At 67.6% G+C, this 18549-nt stretch carries 24 protein-coding genes and 1 pseudogene; 15 read left to right on the forward strand and 10 right to left on the reverse strand.

The genetic code is table 11. The annotated features are described in order from the left end of the window. Positions 1–25: 25 nt before the first annotated feature. The 5 genes from AB0J95_RS14835 (at position 26) to AB0J95_RS14855 (ending at position 2961) form a co-directional block, all read left to right on the forward strand. Entirely contained in the window at positions 26–832 is an 807-nt protein-coding gene (locus tag AB0J95_RS14835; protein WP_364757270.1) for a hypothetical protein, read from the forward strand. A 107-nt stretch (positions 833–939) separates the two neighbouring features. Then, complete coding sequence (locus AB0J95_RS14840) at positions 940–1308, forward strand: metalloregulator ArsR/SmtB family transcription factor (protein WP_364757272.1); 369 nt, start codon at positions 940–942, stop codon at positions 1306–1308. Positions 1309–1406: 98 nt separating this feature from the next. Continuing rightward, positions 1407–1640: a hypothetical protein gene (locus tag AB0J95_RS14845; protein ID WP_364757274.1), complete on the forward strand. Its 234-nt coding sequence runs from the start codon at positions 1407–1409 to the stop codon at positions 1638–1640. A gap of 11 nt (positions 1641–1651) precedes the next feature. Next, positions 1652–2386 carry a hypothetical protein gene (locus AB0J95_RS14850; RefSeq protein ID WP_364757275.1) on the forward strand — a complete coding sequence of 245 codons (735 nt, stop codon included), beginning with the start codon at positions 1652–1654 and terminating at the stop codon, positions 2384–2386. A gap of 41 nt (positions 2387–2427) precedes the next feature. Further along, positions 2428–2961, forward strand: coding sequence for a GrpB family protein (locus AB0J95_RS14855; RefSeq protein ID WP_364757276.1), 534 nt, complete (start codon positions 2428–2430; stop codon positions 2959–2961). Positions 2962–2968: 7 nt separating this feature from the next. Here AB0J95_RS14855 and AB0J95_RS14860 read toward each other — a convergent pair whose 3' ends face one another. Then, entirely contained in the window at positions 2969–3451 is a 483-nt protein-coding gene (locus tag AB0J95_RS14860; RefSeq protein ID WP_364757278.1) for a hypothetical protein, read from the reverse strand. A 98-nt stretch (positions 3452–3549) separates the two neighbouring features. After that, positions 3550–4500, reverse strand: a complete 951-nt coding sequence (locus AB0J95_RS14865) for a zinc-binding alcohol dehydrogenase family protein (RefSeq protein ID WP_364757280.1) — start codon at positions 4498–4500, stop codon at positions 3550–3552. Positions 4501–4602: 102 nt separating this feature from the next. Here AB0J95_RS14865 and AB0J95_RS14870 point away from each other — a divergent pair, with 102 nt between their 5' ends. Then, a complete protein-coding gene (locus tag AB0J95_RS14870; RefSeq protein WP_364757282.1) occupies positions 4603–5052 on the forward strand; it encodes a MarR family transcriptional regulator in 450 nt (149 codons plus the stop codon). A gap of 169 nt (positions 5053–5221) precedes the next feature. Here the strand turns inward: AB0J95_RS14870 and AB0J95_RS14875 are convergent, their stop codons facing one another. Beyond that, positions 5222–5827, reverse strand: coding sequence for a hypothetical protein (locus AB0J95_RS14875; RefSeq protein ID WP_364757283.1), 606 nt, complete (start codon positions 5825–5827; stop codon positions 5222–5224). 222 nt (positions 5828–6049) lie between these two features. Here AB0J95_RS14875 and AB0J95_RS14880 point away from each other — a divergent pair, with 222 nt between their 5' ends. The 6 genes and pseudogenes from AB0J95_RS14880 (at position 6050) to AB0J95_RS14905 (ending at position 9542) form a co-directional block, all read left to right on the forward strand. Further along, on the forward strand, positions 6050–6796 hold the full coding sequence (locus AB0J95_RS14880; protein ID WP_364757285.1) for a class I SAM-dependent methyltransferase: 747 nt from the start codon (positions 6050–6052) through the stop codon (positions 6794–6796). A 150-nt stretch (positions 6797–6946) separates the two neighbouring features. After that, positions 6947–7054, forward strand: a pseudogene (locus tag AB0J95_RS14885) (dihydrofolate reductase); the annotation flags it as partial. Between the two features lie 104 nt (positions 7055–7158). After that, the gene (locus AB0J95_RS14890) at positions 7159–7482 is read left to right on the forward strand and encodes a YciI family protein (protein ID WP_364757287.1); all 324 of its coding nucleotides are present in this window, start codon (positions 7159–7161) and stop codon (positions 7480–7482) included. Next, the gene (locus AB0J95_RS14895; protein ID WP_364757289.1) at positions 7479–8714 is read left to right on the forward strand and encodes a DUF6596 domain-containing protein; all 1236 of its coding nucleotides are present in this window, start codon (positions 7479–7481) and stop codon (positions 8712–8714) included. Before AB0J95_RS14890 ends, AB0J95_RS14895 begins: the two co-directional genes overlap by 4 nt. A 103-nt stretch (positions 8715–8817) precedes the next feature. Beyond that, positions 8818–9309 carry a hypothetical protein gene (locus AB0J95_RS14900; protein ID WP_364757291.1) on the forward strand — a complete coding sequence of 164 codons (492 nt, stop codon included), beginning with the start codon at positions 8818–8820 and terminating at the stop codon, positions 9307–9309. Positions 9310–9416: 107 nt separating this feature from the next. Next, entirely contained in the window at positions 9417–9542 is a 126-nt protein-coding gene (locus AB0J95_RS14905; protein ID WP_364757293.1) for a hypothetical protein, read from the forward strand. 309 nt (positions 9543–9851) lie between these two features. Here AB0J95_RS14905 and AB0J95_RS14910 read toward each other — a convergent pair whose 3' ends face one another. Beyond that, a complete protein-coding gene (locus AB0J95_RS14910) occupies positions 9852–10742 on the reverse strand; it encodes a LysR family transcriptional regulator ArgP (RefSeq protein WP_364757294.1) in 891 nt (296 codons plus the stop codon). 69 nt (positions 10743–10811) lie between these two features. Here AB0J95_RS14910 and AB0J95_RS14915 point away from each other — a divergent pair, with 69 nt between their 5' ends. Continuing rightward, positions 10812–11429 (forward strand): LysE/ArgO family amino acid transporter, encoded by a 618-nt coding sequence (locus AB0J95_RS14915; protein WP_364757296.1) that lies wholly within the window; start codon positions 10812–10814, stop codon positions 11427–11429. Between the two features lie 176 nt (positions 11430–11605). On the opposite strand, the gene AB0J95_RS14920 is transcribed toward AB0J95_RS14915, so the two are convergent. From AB0J95_RS14920 to AB0J95_RS14930, 3 genes are read right to left on the reverse strand one after another with little or no spacing between them, the layout of a single operon-like run. After that, positions 11606–12271: a response regulator transcription factor gene (locus AB0J95_RS14920; RefSeq protein WP_364757298.1), complete on the reverse strand. Its 666-nt coding sequence runs from the start codon at positions 12269–12271 to the stop codon at positions 11606–11608. Continuing rightward, the gene (locus AB0J95_RS14925; protein ID WP_364757300.1) at positions 12223–13362 is read right to left on the reverse strand and encodes a hypothetical protein; all 1140 of its coding nucleotides are present in this window, start codon (positions 13360–13362) and stop codon (positions 12223–12225) included. Before AB0J95_RS14925 ends, AB0J95_RS14920 begins: the two co-directional genes overlap by 49 nt. Continuing rightward, positions 13355–14341 (reverse strand): ATP-binding protein, encoded by a 987-nt coding sequence (locus AB0J95_RS14930; RefSeq protein ID WP_364757302.1) that lies wholly within the window; start codon positions 14339–14341, stop codon positions 13355–13357. Before AB0J95_RS14930 ends, AB0J95_RS14925 begins: the two co-directional genes overlap by 8 nt. Before the next feature lie 344 nt (positions 14342–14685). On the opposite strand from AB0J95_RS14930, the gene AB0J95_RS14935 reads away from it, so the two are divergent. After that, complete coding sequence (locus AB0J95_RS14935; RefSeq protein WP_364757304.1) at positions 14686–15417, forward strand: hypothetical protein; 732 nt, start codon at positions 14686–14688, stop codon at positions 15415–15417. Between the two features lie 70 nt (positions 15418–15487). Next, on the forward strand, positions 15488–16168 hold the full coding sequence (locus AB0J95_RS14940; protein WP_364757305.1) for a hypothetical protein: 681 nt from the start codon (positions 15488–15490) through the stop codon (positions 16166–16168). A 222-nt stretch (positions 16169–16390) separates the two neighbouring features. Here the strand turns inward: AB0J95_RS14940 and AB0J95_RS14945 are convergent, their stop codons facing one another. From AB0J95_RS14945 to AB0J95_RS14955, 3 genes are all read right to left on the reverse strand, one after another. After that, on the reverse strand, positions 16391–17029 hold the full coding sequence (locus AB0J95_RS14945) for a GNAT family protein (protein WP_364757307.1): 639 nt from the start codon (positions 17027–17029) through the stop codon (positions 16391–16393). A 48-nt stretch (positions 17030–17077) separates the two neighbouring features. Next, positions 17078–17884: a methyltransferase gene (locus tag AB0J95_RS14950; RefSeq protein WP_364757309.1), complete on the reverse strand. Its 807-nt coding sequence runs from the start codon at positions 17882–17884 to the stop codon at positions 17078–17080. A 91-nt stretch (positions 17885–17975) separates the two neighbouring features. Then, on the reverse strand, positions 17976–18536 hold the full coding sequence (locus AB0J95_RS14955) for a helix-turn-helix transcriptional regulator (protein WP_364757311.1): 561 nt from the start codon (positions 18534–18536) through the stop codon (positions 17976–17978). Positions 18537–18549 lie beyond the last annotated feature (13 nt).

Genomic DNA, 18549 nt, shown 5'->3' on the forward strand with positions numbered 1-18549 from the left:
CTATACATGAGCAGATGATGAAGCCATGGAGGAGGGGCCGGGGCGAACCGTCGGCGTCGTCAGCGACGGCAGCGCACTGCCCGGCCGGATGGACTTCGGGCGGCCCGAGCTGCGGCTACAAGCCGTAGAACCACTGTTGCGCCTGCACGCGATGATCATCCACGAGCTGACCGACCTGCCCACCCAGGTTCTCGCCGTCGAACCCGGACGGCTGCGGACCGCCGTGGACGAGCTGCTGGGCGAAACCGGAGCGGTGTTCCTGCCCTACGTCAAGCCGGCCGCGATCCCGGTGACACCGGGACTGGTCACCGACTGGGACACCACCGCGATCGCGCTGACCGCGGCCTTGCTCACGACGTTGAGCCGGGCGGGCCGGCCGCCGCGGAACAGTCGCGTGCTGATCGCCGGTGCCGCGCGGATGCCGCTGCTGAGCCAGCTGGTGGTGGCGACCGGCGTCAGCGAGGTGACCACCTGGAACCCCGCCGACGCGGACGCCTTCCCGCTGCACGAGGTCGCGGCGGACGCGGACGCCGTGATCGACCTGGTGGGCGTGGCCGCCGAGGACGACCCCAAGGTGATCATGGCGGGCTTGCCGCTCTACCCCCTGCTCGCCCTGCCCGGCCTGGTCCAAGCCGTCGCGGGCGCCCCGGCGGCCACGATGGCGGTCGACGTCCACCTGGCGTGCAGCTATGAGCTGGTCATGGCCACGGCGCCGGACCTGCGGGTGCCGTCCGCGCTCGACCGCGCCCTGGTCGGCCGGATCGCCGATGCCGCGACCCGGGCGATGATCGACATGTCGTCCACAGTGGACGATGTCGGCGACGTTGGCTGAGGCCCGCACCTGCGAACTTGCTAAGGTTGGCCGATGCCGGACCTTGCGACCTCCTCGGATTCGTGGGCGGCGCGGAAGGATGGCGACATGACGACGGCGGGCGCACGGTGACCAGGCCCCTCTACCAGCTCAAAGCGGAGTTCTTCAAAACGCTCGGCCACCCGGTGCGGATCCGGGTCCTGGAGTTGCTGAGCCAGCGCGAACACGCCGTCGCCGAGATGCTGCCCGAGGTCCACGTCGAGCCGGCGAACCTGTCGCAGCAGCTCGCGGTGTTGCGCCGGGCCGGTCTGGTGGCCACCCGCAAAGAGGGTTCGAACGTCTACTACTCGCTGGCCAGCCCGCTGTTCGCCGAGCTGCTCGCGGTGGCCCGCAAGATCCTCACCGGCGTGCTGGCCGGTCAGGTCGAACTGCTCGAGGACCTCCGGACGCCGATCACGACCCCGGACACCGGCGCGGACGACTCCCCCGGCAGCTGACCCGGATCGGCGCTCCGCATCTGCCGACCACCGCCACTAGTTGCACAATTTATTAAGTGCGCACATGATGGTGCTTCCGGTCGAGAGGGAGTGGTGCCATGGCAGGCCGCGGGAGCACGGGAACGACAAGCGAGTTCGAAACGGTCCTGCGCAGCCAGGTCACCGACACCTTCGCGGCGCTGGCCGAGGTCAGGCGGGCCGGTCACGACTACGAGGCGCACCTGCACTCGGCCCGCGTCCGGGACCTGCTCGACCTCGCCGCCCGGCACGGCATCGACACCACCGGCTGGGCCGGCACCACCACGCTGGACTTCCCCGCCCCGGGCGACTGACCGTGGCCGTGGTGGCGCTCGTCTCCGACACCATGACCTGGCCCTCGCTGATGCGGTACGCGGCCCTGATCGAGGACTTCGCGGGACTGCGGACCTGGACGACGACGGTCGAGGACGGGTCGGAGACCGACCTGCGCGGCCTGCCGTCCGACGTCGGGGCGGTGTTCCTCCAGCGCACCCCGCCGGGGCTCACCTGCCGTGCGCGAGCGCTGACCCGCGGCCTGCCTGTCCTGACCGATCAGGACATCATCGCCATCGCCCTGACGGCCGCCCTGCTGACCGCCACGAGCCAGGCAGGCCGCACTCCGCGCACGAGCACGGTCGTCATCGCCGGCGCGGACGCGTTGCCGGTGCTGTGCCCGTTGCTGATGATCGCCGGTTTCGCCGAGGTCACCACCTGGAACCCCATCGACGCCGACATCTTCCCGTTGCGCCGCATCACCTCTGGCGCCCACACGATCGTCGATCTCTTGCACGGCACCATCGACCTGACGGCGGCCGAGGTGATCCGGTTGGACAGCGGGCAAGAAGCCGTACTGGTGCTGCCAGGCCTGCTCCGCGCACTCACCCACGGCCGGGGCGCACGACTGGACCTCCATGTCCACCACGCCTGCGCCCTTGCGCTCGTCATGGCCACCCCGCCGGACCGCCAGCTGCCCTCCCGGCTGGACCAGGACCTCACCGACCAAGTCACCCACGCAGCGGCCCACGCCCTGCACGCGCAGACCCACCACCCCTTCGACTGACCAGTACCATGATCCTCCACGCACCAGGGGGAGGTACGGCCTTGTCAGGCATCGAGATCGTCGACTACGACCCGCGGTGGCCCGGGATGGCGGCGGCCGCGATCGCCGGGCTGACGGCGGCGCTGCCCGAGGTTTTCACGGCGATCGAACACATCGGCTCGACCGCCGTGCCGGGCCTGGCGGCCAAACCGGTGATCGACCTGATGGCCGCGGTCGAGCACCTCGAAACGGTGGGGCAGCGCGAAGATGCCCTCCTCGGGCTCGAGTTCGTCAGGCACCTCAACGGAATGACCGACCGCCTGTTGTACATCCGGACGGACAACGGCAGGCTCACGCACAACCTGCACATCGTCACGCTGGCGAGCTGGCCCACCCGCAACCAACGGATCCTGCGCGACTACCTGCGCGAGCACCCGGCCGACGCCGAACGGTACGCACAGCTCAAGCGGTCGATCGTGGCGGCCGGAACCCATCACGGTGACTACGCTGCGGCCAAGACGGACCTGATCCAGGAACTGACCGACAACGCCCGCCGCGAGCTAGGCCTGCCATCGGTTCCCGTATGGGAGAAGTGACGGCTGCTCAGCCGCCCTGCGGCCACATCGAGTAGAACAGCGACGCGCCGTCGGCGCAGATCACCTGCGGGAAGTCCGGTTCGGGCACCTGGTTGCACGAGAAGCCGGCCACCTCGACCGGTGCCGAACCGGGCTTCGGGTCGGGCCGCTGGGTGTAGTAGTCGACCAGCACGGCGCCGGCCTGGTCGCAGGTGATCCGGCCGGCCGGCGTCTCGACCACGACGACGTTCATCGGTTTGCCCAGGGCGCCGGTGATCCGTTGGTCGCAGTACTGCAGCTGGGCGCTTTCGTCGATGGACGTCGGCGGCGGGTTCAGCGAGGGCTTCGCCGAGGTTGTTGCCGAGGTTTTCGCCGGCTGTGTTGTGGCGGCGGTCGTCGTGGGTGTGCGCGTACTGGCCGGAGCTGTGCCCACCGACGCGGTTCCAGCCACAGTGGACGAACAACCGGCCAGCAGCAGGAGACCGGCCAGGACCGCCGCGACGATTCTCATGGCCACTTGTTCGGCCAGGTCAAAGCGCACGTTACGGCCGCTGCCACGAATACCGGCCTTGTTCACCGGGCGTGCCGGGTCAGCGACGTGGTGTGTGTCTAGGGGGAGGTCGTGAGGACTACGCGCTGGCCGGGTTTGACAGGGGCGATCCAGGCTTGTTCGACGTCGGCGAGCGGCATCGCCAGCGCGTCCACGCTGAGGGTGCCCGACACGAGCAGGCCGATCAGTGACGGCAGTTCGGCGAGGATCCCGGCGGCCGTGACGGATCCCTGTCCGCTGCCCATGATCCGGAGGTTCGCCGCGCGCAACACGAACGAGGGCAGGGTGATCTCCTGCCCCGCCATCGAGCCGATCTGGATCCAGTCCAGCGGTTTGCCGCGGTCGGCGCGGCGGGTGAGCACGGCTGGAATCGCGCGTTGGGTGGGCTCACCCCAGGTGTAGTCGATCACGACGTCGACATCGGCGGCGGCTTCGCCGAGCCGTCCGGGGTCGTCCGCCAGCGACACGACTGTGGTGGCGCCCAAGCCGGGCAACAGATCCAGGCGTTGTGGATCACGGCCGGCCGCGACGATCCCGGCGGCGCCGAGGTGCCGGGCGATCTGCACGGCCATCTGCCCGGCGTTGCCGGTCGCGCCGAGCACCAGCACGCTCTGGCCGGGCTGGAAGGCGATCCTGCGGCGCAACGCCACCCATGAGGACATCGCCGGGTTCATCGCGGCGGCGATGACCACCGGGTCCGCGTCCTCAGGCAACGTTATGGCGCGGCGGGGATCCAGCACCGCCCGCTCGGCCATGGTTCCGGGGGCGTCATCGTCGGCGACGAAGTAGACACGACGCCCGTCGGCCAACCGCCCCACGCCGTCGACGCCGGGGATCAGCGGCAGGCGGTCGTCGCTGGTGTAGTGCGTGCCGTTGGCGCCCGAGCGCACCCGCGGGTGCAGTCCGACGGCAAGCACGTCCACTGACAACTGCCCGTCGGCCGGGGTCGGCGTGGCGAATTCCTCGTAGCGAGGCGGGTTGTCGAACGAGCGGACGACGGCTGCGTACATGGCGGCTCCCCTCGATTGGTACGTGGCACAAACTAAATTAGTTGGTGCCACGTACCAAGTCAATTGGTTTGTGCCACGTACTAGATGACCTAGGATGGCCCCATGCCCGCCCACCGCCCGCCGGATCTCGGCATCGTCGACGCCCTGGCGCAGCTGTCCTTCCGCGTGCAGGGTGAGCTGGGCAAGATCGCTGCCGAGCACGGGCTGTCGATCATCCAGCTGCGCCTGTTCGGCATCCTGCGCGACCGCACGCCCGCGATGCTGGAGCTCGCCCGGTACCTGGAGCTGGACAAGTCCAGCATGACCGGCCTGGTCCACCGCGCCGAACGCCGCGGCCTGGTCCAGCGCAGCCCCGCCCCCCACGACGGCCGGGTCACCCAGGTTTCCCTGACACCCCAAGGACTTGACCTGGTCCGCGAGTGCGAAGCCGAGGTAGGCCGCCGGATCCACGCCCTGGCCTCAGTCCTCACCGGCCCCCAACGCTCCCAGCTAGCCCGCCTGGCGACCATCCTGGTCGGCAACCCGGGTCAGGACCTGACGCCACCACGCTGAGACATCCGATCCGCACACCAGGCACCGCGCTCCCGACGACCTTCGCGATGTGCCGGTCGGTCTCGTCGGTCAACGTGACCACGCCCTCGCGAAGAACCGCGGAGTCTGGAAGAACCGCTACCGGGCCGTGCTCACGACGACACCGGCCGGATCACCGACGTCGTCCCGGCTAAGCAGTGAACTGACGGACGATGTAAGCCGCTCGCACGGAGTCATCGGCGCCGGCCACCGGTTCGTCATCGCCGAGAAGTTCATTCAGGCACAACGTCTCCGCGACCTCCGCCAACGCACACCACACCACGTCATCCGCACCGTGTTGATGCCCGACGGCCACCAGAGCGGCGAACGCCTGGCCGAGCAGGCCCTTGGCCATCAACTCGTGATAGCGGTTCAACGTTTCGTCCGGCAGACCGGCGGCAACGTCCCGCAGCTGAGTTCTGGCCCGCTGCCGACGCTCCTCGCATTCCGCCGCATCCTCAGCGGGCGCGCTGATCTCGCCCTCCCCCATCACACACATGACGAAAAGCGCACGGAACAACATCTCCTCGGCGGCCTCGTCGCCCTCGCGGTGATCGGCCCACACCGGGCTGAGGTGCACCATTGACTTCAGCGCCGTTGGCTTGGGGTCCATCGCCGCGGCCATGACCATCATGGACTCGCCCTTGCGCAGCCCGCGTTGCCTCAGCAGCCCCAACACATCGTCGAACCCCGCACCAGAGGCAAGCTCGGCGCGAACCAGCTCGGCAAACCGCGCGTGCGTCGAGGAATCCATCACGCCGGAAGGAAAGCACACCCACGTGCCCCCGGAAAGTTGTTATAGCCAGGAGAAGGTGGGCAGCCGCCGAGCGACAACGTACGCAGCCATGACCCGGGTCCGTTTCGTAGCTCTGGTCGCTGTCGCTCTGGCGACCTCGGCCTGAAGAGTGACGACCGGGCGGAGTACGAGGTCAGCCAGTCCACCTAACAGTCCAATCGCGAGCCGACGTAAGAAGTCGTTGTGGAGAAGGTCGACTACGACGCACGCCTGCACGCTGTCTACGCCGCAGGACGACAGATGTCGCCCGAGGCACTGCACATCTGGATGACGGCGTTCGGGTACCACCTGCCGGAGACCCGGCCACTGGTCTGGCTCGATCTGGGCTCGGGCACCGGCCGGATGACGCCCGCGTTGGCGGACGCCTTTGGCGGTCCCGTCCACGGCGTCGAGCCGTCGGACAAGATGCGCGAACAGGCCGTGCCTCACCCCGCCGTCACGTACACCGCCGGGTCCGCCGAGCACATCCCGCTGCCGGATGCCTTGTGCGATGCGGCTTTGCTGTTCTTCGTCTGGCATCACGTGGGCGATCGTGGTGTGGCCGCGCGGGAGCTGCGCCGGGTGGTCAAGCCGGGCGGCAGGCTCTTTGTGCAGGTGAACTTCGCCGACCGGATGCCGGATGTCTGGTGGTTCCGGATCGTGCCCGAATGGCGGGAGGTCGACAGGGCGCAGTTCCCCACCGAACGGGAGGTACGTGGCGACTTCGTCGACGCCGGGTGGACGTTCGTCGCTCGCGAGCAGGTCGTGTGGCCGCGCTCGGCAAGCCTGGCCGAGGACGTCGAGAGGCTGAGACTGCGTGCCGTGTCGGCCTTCGAGCACATGACCAAGGACGTCATCGACGCCGGTTTCGCCAGAATCGAAGCCGCACTGCCGTCGCTGGACGATGGACCTCAGTACGAGACCAGCGAGCTGCTCGTCTTCCAGCGCTGACGCCGCTGGCTTCGGCGGGACGTCACGGCCAAAGCGGCGTTGTGGCAGTCCCGTGTGGACAGCGATCCCGCCCGCGAGGCCACGGCCGGTGCCACGAAAGTCCCGGCCTGTTCGGCACAGGGGCGGCGCCGAGGTGGAGGAACCGCGACCATGAAGCTGACGACCATGACTCAGGTGACCCTCGATGGCGTGATGCAGGGGAACGGCGGCGCGTTGGACGAGAACCGCAGGAACGGGTTCGAGCGCGGTGGCTGGGCCACACTCACCGCGTCGCATTGGGAGGGCACGACCGCCAGTAGACAGCGCCAGTAGACAACCCAGTAGAACAACACCGTCTTGACACCACAGGAGATGATCTTCAGATGCAGTACCTGATTTCCGTGATCCACGACGAGGCCGCCCTTGCCAGCCCGGAGGAGGACGCCGCGATCGACGTGTTCAACGAGCGGCTCCAGGCCGAGGGCAACTGGGTCTTCGCGGGTGGCCTCGCGTTTCCCGAGGCGGCGACCGTCATCGACAACCGGGGCGGGCGAGGGCTGATCACCGACGGGCCCTTTCTGGAGTCCAAGGAGTACCTCGCCGGCTTCTGGGTCATCGAGGCACCCGATCTCGACGTGGCGCTCAAGCTCGCCGCCGACGGGTCGAAGGCGTGCAACCGGAAGGTCGAGGTGCGGCCGTTCCAGTGAGCGATGCCGAACAGGCCGTCACCCGGGCCCACCACGAGGAGTGGGCCCGGGTGGTCGCGGCGCTGACCAGGCGTTTCGGTGATCTGGACATCGCCGAGGAGGCGGCCGCCGAGGCGTTCGCGACCGCCGTCGAGCGGTGGCCGGCCGACGGCGTGCCGCCCAGCCCCGGCGCCTGGCTGACCACCACCGCCACCCGCAAGGCCATCGACCGGATCCGGCGCGAGAGCAAGCGCGACGACAAGCACAAGGAGGCTCAGCTGGTGTACGACGACGACCCGCCCGAGCCTCTCGGCGCCATCGACGACGACCGGCTCCGGCTGATCTTCACCTGCTGCCACCCGGCGCTGGCGATGGAGTCCCGCCTGGCGCTGACGTTGCGCATGGTCGGCGGCCTGACCATGCCGGAGATCGCCCGCGCCTTCCTGGTCACCGAGGCCGCCATGGGGCAGCGGATCACCCGCGCGAAAGCCAAGATCAAGGCGGCGCGCATCCCCTACCGCGTGCCGTCCGCCGAGGATCTCCCCGCCCGCGTCACCGGCGTACTCGCCGTGCTGTACCTCGTGTTCAACGAGGGCTATCTGGCCACTGGCCCGGACACCGATCCCGTGCGCCACGACCTGACCGCCGAGGCGATCCGGCTCACCCGCCTGATCCACGCCCTCCTGCCGGACGACGGTGAGGTGGCCGGGCTGCTGGCCCTGATGCTCCTGATCGAGGCCCGACGCACCGCCCGGGTCTCGGCCGGCGGCGAGCTGGTCGCCCTCGCCGAGCAGGACCGTGGATCCTGGGACACGGCGTTGATCGCTGAGGGCCACCGGCTCGTGCGCGAACGCCTCGCCGCTGCCGCCGCCGGGATCGCCCCGGGCCGCTACCAGATCCTCGCCGCCATCAACGCCGTGCACACCTCCGCCCGCGATATCCGCGACACCGACTGGTCGCAAGTCGTCGCGCTCTACAACCAACTCACCCGCGTCGACCCCTCGCCGATCGTCGCCCTCAACCGCGCCATCGCGGTCGCCGAGCTCGACGGCCCCGAGGTGGCGCTGGCGGCCATCGACGGTCTGGACGGCACTCTGGCCGGTTACCACGCCTTCCACGCGGCCCGAGCCGACCTGTTGCGCCGGCTGGGCCGTAGCCAGGAGTCACGCTCGGCCTACGACAAAGCCATCGAACTGGCGGGCAACACCGCCGAGACCGTCGCCCTGACCCGCCGCCGCGACCAGCTGGGATAGCCGGGATCCCGATCGAAAAGTGCTGACGGTCCATTCGAGTGACGGTCGGAGCGTGGTACCAGGACGTTCGTATCACGCCGGCCGGTTCTGGCGACCAAGGGGCATGCAAGACGTCGACACGCTCATCGAAGAGCTGAACGCGCGCATGTCGCGGGACTGCAGATGGCTGAGCAGGTGGCGGCAGTTCCACCGGCTGACCGCGATCATCCTGAATGTCGTCCTGATCGTGGCGCCTCCCATCCTGGCAGTGGGCCTGGTGGACGCCGGAAGCCCCTTGGGCAAACTCCTGCTGTTGGCCGTGACGGTGGTGGGCGGCGTGAGCGCGACATTCAAGCCGTACACCCACAGCTATCGGCGGCGGGCCGACATGAACTCGCTGTATCGCCTGAGAGACGAGTTCCGCGGCGAGACAGCCGCGGTCAGCGCGGAAGACGTTGTTGCGAAGACGGCGGTTTTCCTGAAGTACTCCTCGATTTACTCGAACATCTACGAGTTGAGAGGGCGGGAACTGATCGAGGCGACCCTGAGCGTGACCGAGGAGCGGGAGATCGCAGGCAAGAAAACGCTCCAGACCGATGGCGAACAACCACGCTGACGCGTCTCGAGCTCGGGGTCATGAGGTGTCCCAGGCCCTTCTCCGAACCGATCGCGGCTGCCCACGGATCGAGAGGATCCAGTCAGCACAAGCGGAAGGTGGCCTTCATGTCCATTCACGACACCCCGCCGGTGAACGACTCCCCGACCGCGTTGATGACGACCGCGGCCGGCAGGGTCACCGCGGTCCCGCGGGCAACACGTGGGGATTCGGGCTCCGCTGGGCCGCTCTGACCCGTCGTAGCCCTGGCTGATCTGACGGAGCCCGGCTTTTCGCGGGTCTCTGGCCCCCTATCCGTTCCGGCTGGGTCTGCGGCCGTGGGCGCCCGGCATCAAGGAGTTCTACCTCAGGGTGAGCATCGAGGTCATCACCGGCAGGCGCCTCCAGGCCTGAAACCAGGTCAGGCAAGAGCAGCGGCTATGGCCGGGCTGGTTCTTGCTCGTGTTGGATCACGACCTCACCTCACAGTCCACAGTGGTCAAAACGGGTTGGCACGCGGTGACCGGCTGGTGCAACGGCTCGTTGGGCGAGAACGGCTTCCGCTAGACCAGCGGTGCCAGGTGGTCCGCGGCGATCCCGGCCACCGCTTCGGCCAGTGCGGACAGTGGCGGCGAGTCGAGTTTCCATTGCTGCCAGTACAACGGCACATGCACCGGGTGCTCACGGGCCAGGTCGATGAGCAGTCCCAGTGCTGACTGCTCATCGGCTTGCCGGTCGGGGATCATCCCCCAGCCAAGTCCTTTGTGGACGGCGGTGAGGAACACGTCCGACGCGGGCACGTAATGCCTGCGCATTCCAGGATCGCGGCCGGTCACCGCTTGGGCGAACCGGTGTTGCAGGTCGTCCTTGCTGTCGAACACCACCACCGGGGCCTGCGGCAGCACCTCCTGGAGCGGGCCGTCCAGCCACCGCGCGGCGAACTCCGGACTGGCCATCGCGCGGTAGGTCATCCGGCCCAGCGCCCGCACCGAACATCCCTGCACGGGTTCCGGGCTGGACGTCACCGCCGCCATCACGAGGCCTTCGCGCAGCAGATCAGTGGTGTGGTCCTGGTCTTCGCGGTGCAGGACGAAACTGACGTCGCCAGGCACGGCGGTGAGCGCATCGAGGAACCATGTCGCCAACGAGTCGGCGTTCACCGCGATCGGCAACGTCGTGGGACGGATGTCGCCATCCACACCGAGTTCGGCGTCGGCCTCCTGGGCCAGCAACCTGAACTGGCGGGCGAAACGGGCCAGGACCTCGCCGGATTCGGTGAGCCGCACCGGTTTCGACCGTTGCAGCAGGACACGGCCGACCCGCTGCTCCAGCGCCTTGATCCGCTGGCTGATCGCCGACGGCGTGAGGTGCAACGCCCGGGCGGCAGCCTCGAACGTGCCCTCCTCGACCGCGGCGAGCAGGGTCCGCACCTGGTCTATGGGCAGGTCAGCCATCACGGTCGCTAATGATACTGAAGAAAGTTTAGCTGGAGTGTTCGCATTTCGCTCCTTACTGTCAAGGCCGTGTACGGAGCGTTGACACCCCTGGCCGCGGGCCTCGGCACCACCCTGTCCCTGATCGTGGCGATCGGCTCGCAGAACGCGTTCGTGCTGCGCCAAGGCCTGCGCCGCGAACACGTGCTGCTCGTGGTGGCGATCTGTGGCGCGTCCGACGCCGTGCTCATCACCCTCGGGATCAGCGGCATCGGTGGCGTCATCGCGTTATGGCCGTCCGCCATCACCGTCTTCGGCTGGGCGGGCGCGGTGTTCCTCGCCGGCTACGGCCTCTACGCCGCCCGCCGAGCGCTGCGCCCCGAAGCCATGCAGGCCAGCCACGCCGGACGTTCATCCCTGCGGGCGGCGCTGCTGACGTGCCTCGCCTTCACCTGGATCAACCCCCACGTGTACCTGGACACCGTGTTCCTGCTCGGGTCGATCGGCAACAGTTACGGCGCCGGGCGCTGGGTTTTCGCCGTTGGTTCGGTCGCGGGCAGCCTGTTGTGGTTCACCACACTGGGTTTCGGCGCTCGGGCGCTGTCCGGTGTGTTCACCCGGCCCATGGCATGGCGGGTGCTGGACTCGTTGATCGCGGCCACCATGCTCACCCTCGGCATCGTCATGGCCGTCCGAACCGCGAGCTAGCGTCCGCCGCGAACCGCCGTTCGCCGAACATCAAGGTCAGCAGCAGGTCGACGGCATCGCTGGCATACCCGCGCCGCTGATGGTCGTGGCCGATGGCAACGCCATAGCCGAACCGCCCCGCGCGTTGATCGGCGCCGTGGGGCGAACGACTTTCATCCCTCACACATCGGCCCGCTCTACGTGGTGTTGTTGAGCTCGGAGAGCGTGATGAGCTTGTCCTCCAGAGCACGTGCGACGAGGTCGCTCTTGGTCGGCGCCGGACGCCCCACGCTGGCATATCGGATCCGGACCCGTTCGATGTAGGTGTCGACTGTCTTGACACTGATACCGAGCATCTCCGCGGCAAGTCGTTTTGATGAGGAGGCGAACCAAGCGCGCAAGGCGGCGATCTCCTGCGGCGCCAGCCGCGGCCTGTTCGGATCCTCGTCCGCGACCAGGGCACCACTCAATGATGGTGGGGTGTACGCGAAACCCTTTGCGGCAGCCCGGACCGCGGCCACCAGATGTTCCGGGCCTTCTCGTTTCGTCACGTAGGCGAGTGCACCGAGCTCAACGCAGCGAACAGCGGTCGCGTTGTGGGCATCCTGGGTGTAGACCACGATTCGGCGTCCACTGTCGACCAGCCGGCGAAGCTCGCGGAACTCCTGTTGTTCGCCGTTCAGCTGCAAGTCGAAAATCACGACATCGGCGTCTCCACCCGGCCCGGTCCAGACATTGGCGAGCCGAGCACCGGCATCGACGAGTTCGATGGGCGGTTCGGCTGTGGCGCACCAGTAACGAACGCCAGCCGTGACTACAGCGTGGTCGTCGATGATGACTGCTGTGATCGGTTTGTCGGCCATTGCGTCTCCACCCACAGGATGTCGTGGTCGATAATGGTCTTGATCTGGGCACCGTCGGCGGCGATGGTGGGCAGTTCGATCTGCCCGCAGTCAGCGATCACGCTGACGGACAGCAGTTCGTCGGTACCGACGACGGTGACACGGGCCCAGGACCGCGCCGTCGCCAGCGCGGCCAGCGGGGCCTCGGTCAAGGCCCGCCGGATCTCCAGCGGAGGGTCCGGCCAATGCCCACGGCTGTCGAGTTCGACAAGGATCCCCTTGCGGTCAGCGACATCGGCACAATGCCGAAGCTCGTGCACCAGTGGGTTCGGTACGACGTCGATCTCGGCGAACAGTCTCCGCATGCGGGCCGCCTCGATGGCGCACCGCCGTTGCACGCTGTCGTCATGCGGATCCAATGACCTGCTGGCCAAGCCGTGCAAGAGCGGAATGGTGGTGTTGTAGATGTTGGCGAACCGCTGGCGCCGCCGTTCGTGCAGGCCCTCGGCGATGGCCTCGGCAAGCCGGACCTGTTCCGCCTGATGTGCCGCGTCCTCGGCAGCGCGTGCGATAGAGCGCAACGCCGTCGCCGCCACAGCGCCGGCGAGGGGGAACCCGATGGTGTTGATCGACAAGGCTGCTGCGCTCAGCAGCGTGGTTCGGTCGGTGCCGCCGGACAACACGAGAGCCGTGACCGTAATGGTCTCGTTCAGCGCGAGAAAGGCGATCAACTCCCAGAGGCGACGGTCAACGAGCAGGATCACCCCCACCCAGCCGATGTTGCCGAACGCCCAATCGGCAAGAGTGATCGCGCCATGTTCGGGCAGCGAGGTATAGCAGGCCGCATACGCGGCGATCGTCGCAGCCAGCGCCACCCAGCGAAGAGGGCCCCAACCACGGCGGCGCAAGGCCAGCACTCCTTCGACCACACAGACCATTGACACCACGAAGAACGCGGTTACCTGAACCCATGCCGGCCGGTAGTGCGGAAGGCTCCGGATCAGGTTCGGCAGGCTCAGTGACAGCAAGATGACCACCGTAATCAGCAACGCGGCCAGCCGCAGACCGAGCAGGAATCGTTGAGCCGTCTGAGAACCACTGGTGTCAGGCATCCGTCCACTCCAATCGGACGGACGTTCCTCTGCCCACTTTGGACGCGACGTACGCATGGCCACGGATCCGTTCCATCCGGCCGTGGATCGACTCCCGCAGGCCTCGCCGGGTCTCCGGCACCCGGTCCACCGAAAAACCGGCACCACGATCCACTATCACCACCAGCACTTCATGCTCGTGACCTTCCACGCGCACGAACACCTCGTCGACCATCGCGTGTTTCACCACGTTGTTCAATGCCTCGCCGGCCGCGTCCGCGATGGCGCCGGCCACCTCGGCGGGCAGGCTCAGTGGCCCCATCCCCTCGAAATGGACGTCGATCGGGATGAGATTCGCCGCGGCTCGAAGCAGCGACGACAGGTCCGAACGATCCGGCAGACTTTCCCCGTACGTCCGTAGCACCGCCATGTCGCGTTCGGCCTGCGCGGCCAGCAGCTGCTGGTCCTTGGGAATCCGGCCGACGCCGACCATCAGCAGGGTGGCCGCGGCGGTGTCGTGCAGGGCGTTCGCCAACTCACTTTCGTCGGCTCGAACGACCTGTGCCACGCGTTGCCGGGTCCGTGCCTGTTCGGCATCTGCCATGGCCCGGTCGGCGAGGACGCCGCCTCTGCGAACAAGGATCCACAACGATCTCGACAGCACGGCACCGACAACGGACCAGGTCGTCGTGATCACGATGTCGATCGGTGAACCGGCCGGGGCCGCGGTGTACGACCCGGCAACCAGCGAACCGATCACCCCGGCTGTCGCCGCGAGGCCCAGGGTCAGCCCGGTGTGGCATTGGTAGGCGACACAGGCGAACGACGCGAAGGCCATGATCCACGAGTGGCCGGCAACCAGCCAGTCGGCGGGCACCATCCACCGGGTCCCGAGGCACAACACCATGAGGATGCCGGCATCGACGACCGTGTACCAACGGGCCGGGCCGCGCAACAATCGGGCCACATATACGACGCTCCAGAACGCGACAATCGACACAGCGGCCACAGTGACGCCGAATTCAGGTTGCGGTGCCGCCAGAAGTGCGATGACCACGGTTGGTGGCATAGTGGCCGCCCGGATTCCCGCAGCGTACTGGCGTCCCAATCGATAGAGAGATCGAACCGCCTCACCGGTTGCCGCGTCCGCCGCGTTCAAATGATCAGCCTTCCACACGACTTCATCATCGGTCACCTCCTGGCGGCTGCTGTCAGGTGAACACCCCTCCCTGACTACAGCGATCGCGATCTAGCGTCCGTTTCAGGCAGCCGGCGAATGGTTGCCATTACGAGATCAATGACACCAGGAGGTGTGCAATGTGGATCAAGAAGCGGGGGTCAGGAATGGCGACCACGCACGACCAGCGCCGCCGTCCGATCAGGATGTTTATCATGCTCATCGCTGCGATGATCAGCAGCCTGGGTATCGGCCTGATCGCCCCTGGCGCGGCATCGGCCGGTATCTTCACCGGCCGCGTCGATACCGGCTCATCGCTCCCCCTGAATGTCCGTCAAGGACCGTCGACCGGCACGGGTGTCGTCCGCACGCTGCCTAATGGTTCCGCGGTCGGCCTGAACTGCTATGTCCACGGTCAGGCAGTCAGCGGCCGTTGGGGTGTGACGGATATCTGGGACCAGATCGACGGCGGCGGCTGGGTCAGCGATGGATTCGTGTACACCGGATCCAACAATCCGGTCGTGCCGCTGTGCGGCTCGAACACGAAGGCGGACCATGCAGTCGCCTGGGCCAACTCCATGGTCGGCGCGACCGGATACGACGGCTGGTGTGAGCGGTTCGTGGAGAACGCGTACGGCACAACCGGCCGCTACGGCTCGGCGCTGGCGAACTTCAACGCACAGCAGGCCGCAGGCCGGATCAGCACCTCGACGAATGTGCCCGCAGGGGCACTGGCGTTCTTCCGTAACCCCTATGACGGTGGTTACGGCCATGTCGAGATCTCCCGCGGTGACGGCAGTTTCGTCAGCACAGCGGCTACGGTCCGGGTCGTCGGCCTCAGCTATGGCGGCACGTTCCTCGGCTGGGCGCCCGCGCCGGACAGCTGGCCAGGTCGTTGATTCACCCTCCGGCCCTGGGCTGCCTCAGCCCAGGGCCCCGCGCCCATGAAGTCTTTGCAGGTGAGTACTCATGATCCAGCTTTTCCGTGATCGCAACGACGTCAACGTGCAACGTGACCGCACAGGGCATGACGTCTGGCAGGCCACATCGGTACACCCGGTTCATCGTTCAATTGTCGCGGTGGACATCGAAGGATCCACGAGGCGGACCAATCCGGTCAAGGCCAGGCTTCGCCAGCTGTTGTACGGCATGCTCGAGAAAGCCCTGGACTGCAGCGACATCACGGGCGCGTACGTTGATCCCATCATCGACCGGGGTGATGGAGCGCTGATTCTGATCAAGCCCGCAGACCACCTCCCGAAGACCCTCTTGCTGAACAACCTGATTCCTTCGCTGCACCACATGCTCGGACGCCACAACACCGGGAACAGTGATCAGGCGTTTCGGCTGCGAGCCGCAGTACATAGCGGAGAAGTGCACTATGACGCGCGAGGAATATTCGGCGAGGCAGTCGACATAGCCTGCAGGTTGCTGGACAGCCACGAACTGAAGGAAATCACCCGAAGCTCCAGCGCTCCGTTGACACTCGGGATCTCCGACGATCTCTATCATGCGGTGGTCAAACACGGGTATTTTGGAATTCAGGCGGAAGAGTTCACCGATGCCGTCCGTCTCGAAATTGGTGATCAGATTCATCGCGGATGGGTCCTCCGTCCGGCAATACCGGCATTCATCCCGGCGGCGAGCTAACGTACGCAACAACCAACCGCCCCTGCTTGTTGGGGACCAACGCCTCCGCTGTCTCAGGCGGGGCGGTCCTGGGTTGTCCCCCGCCGCCCCGCCTCGGTCACGGGTACCCGCACGAGTCGTCTCCCCTGCCGCGAGCACGACGCTGGATCTCGTGCACCAGAACGTAAACCTCGCACAGACAGCTTCAGTGTCCTTGCTGGCCACGTTGATCGTCTTGCTCGGTCACCCAAGTCCCAGTGCGGGCAGGCATTCCTGGACACCGGCGAGTTCGATGTCATCGCGCCGGACCCAAGCCTCGCGGGTCAGTCGCCACCGCTGGATCGGCGCGGCCTCACCGCGACGGGTGTCCCAGGTGGTGCCGTTCGGCTCGTAGCCCAGCGCCCGGGACACCTGGTTGGACGCGTGGTTGTCGATGAACGCGTCGCTGCCTGCCTCCCGCGCGCCCAGTCCCGCGAAGGCGAGGTGCAGCACGGCCGCGCGCATCTCCTTGCCGAGCCCGCTCCCCCGCCGGCCCGGTGCCAGCCACGAAAAGGTCGACACGGTCCCGTATTTGGTGAAGTCGACGCCGATCAGGTCCTGCATGCCGATCGGCTCGCCGTCCAGCAGGACAACGAAGTACAGCCGCCAGAACCCCGGGTCCACGCGAGCCCGTCCCGCCCAGATGCCGCGCAGCCACCGCCACTCGCGGTCGGGACTGTCCGCATACAGCGACATCGGGTCGTCGAACGGCCACGGCGCCGTCGTGGCGACGCCCGCGCGGACCACTGGGACCAGCCGTTCCAGCAGTTCGTCCGTCGCCCCGGCCAAGGTCAGGCGCGGCGTGCGGACCTCGAGGTTCAGCGGAGGGTAGGTGTGGATCACCTTCGGACCGTAGGCAAACCAGGGTCCGGCCGCATCCGACTTTCCGGCTCAGGGGCGACGCGCGGCCCAGACAGTCCGTTCGGTGCGCACCGCCAGGTCGGCACGACGCAGGATGCTGGCCGGGCTGTTGAGGTTGAGCAGGTCGTCCAACGCGGCGAGGTCCTCGGGCGAGATCAGGCCGGCCACGGCAACGCGGATGCGCTGCAAACCGTTGAGCGCATAACGGCCAACAGCGTCCGAACGCGACTGATCAATGTGGACAGTGACGGTGCGCTGATCTTCAACGGCGAACCCGGCATCGGTCAGCATCGGCCCCCAGTCGGCGCCGCGGTGGGGTACGTGCACGGCGTGCTTGTGATCGGCCGCCGCATGGCAGCGTTCCTCCAAGCCGGGACGGTTCTCCGGTGCGGTAGCGGGCAGGAACCGGGGAAAACCGGCGAGCTCGACCACGGCGAACAACCCGCCGGGCGCAAGCGTCGAATGGACCCGGCGCAGGGTGTCGTCGGGATCGGCCATGTGGTGCAGGGACGCCGACGCCCACACCATGTCGGGCCGGCCCAAGTCCGGCCAGGGAGCATCGAGGTCGGCCTCGACGGCACGCACCTGCTCGGCCACCCCACGCTGCACGGCCTTCTCGCGCAAGCGGCTTAGATGCTCTGCCGACGCGTCGACGGCGGTGATGTGCGCCCCGGGAAAGCGATCGAGCAAGGCGAACGTGCCAGCGCCGGTCCCGCAGCCCAGATCGACGATGTGCCGGGGAGTCGCCTCGACGGGCAGCCACGCGACAATCGAGGCGAGGTGCTCGGCGAGCACCTCGGCGTCGAGGTCGAGGATCTCGGCATGTGTGTGCGTCATGGCACCACGCTAGGACGCCCATGCGCCGCACGCACAGTCCCTTGCCTAGAACGCAAAGAGATGGCCCGCCACGTCGCTTTTCGGGCAACGGTCACTCGGACTGGTGTCCCCGGCGGGCGTCCCGGTCGAAGATGCCCAGGATCTCGCACGGTCCGCTTTCGGTGCCGATCGCGTGCGGAAGCATGGTCGGGAACTCGGCGGCCTGGTTGGTCTCCACCCGGAAGCGGCGGTTGCCCAGCAGCAGGATCGCCGTGCCGGACAGGACGACCAGCCATTCGCGGCCCGGGTGAGCCCGCAGCTTCGCCAGGCTGTCCGGCGGCGGGTTCGTCATTCGCTGACGCACGACGGACAGGCCGGGGTCCGCCTTGACCGGCCACCGCATCAGCCCGTGCGCCGCGTCGATCGCCGGGTTGGCGATCACGTCGTCGGTGTCCGTCTCGACGAGCTGGTCGAGCGAGGTGTCCAGGGCCCGGGCGAGCGTGACGAGCTGATCGAGGGCGAGCCTGCGCTGCCCGTTCTCGATCCGGCTGAGCGAGGACGGGCTGATCCGCGCCCGGGTGGCCAGGTCCTCCAGCGACCAGCCCTGGGCCACCCGCAGGGCCCGGATCCGTTTGCGCACCAGGCCGTCCAGCCCGTCATCCTCTTGCGTCATAGGCAAGATCCTA

Origin of the sequence: Actinocrispum sp. NPDC049592 (assembly GCF_040675465.1) — a bacterium.
Classification (GTDB): Bacteria; Actinomycetota; Actinomycetes; order Mycobacteriales; family Pseudonocardiaceae; genus Kibdelosporangium.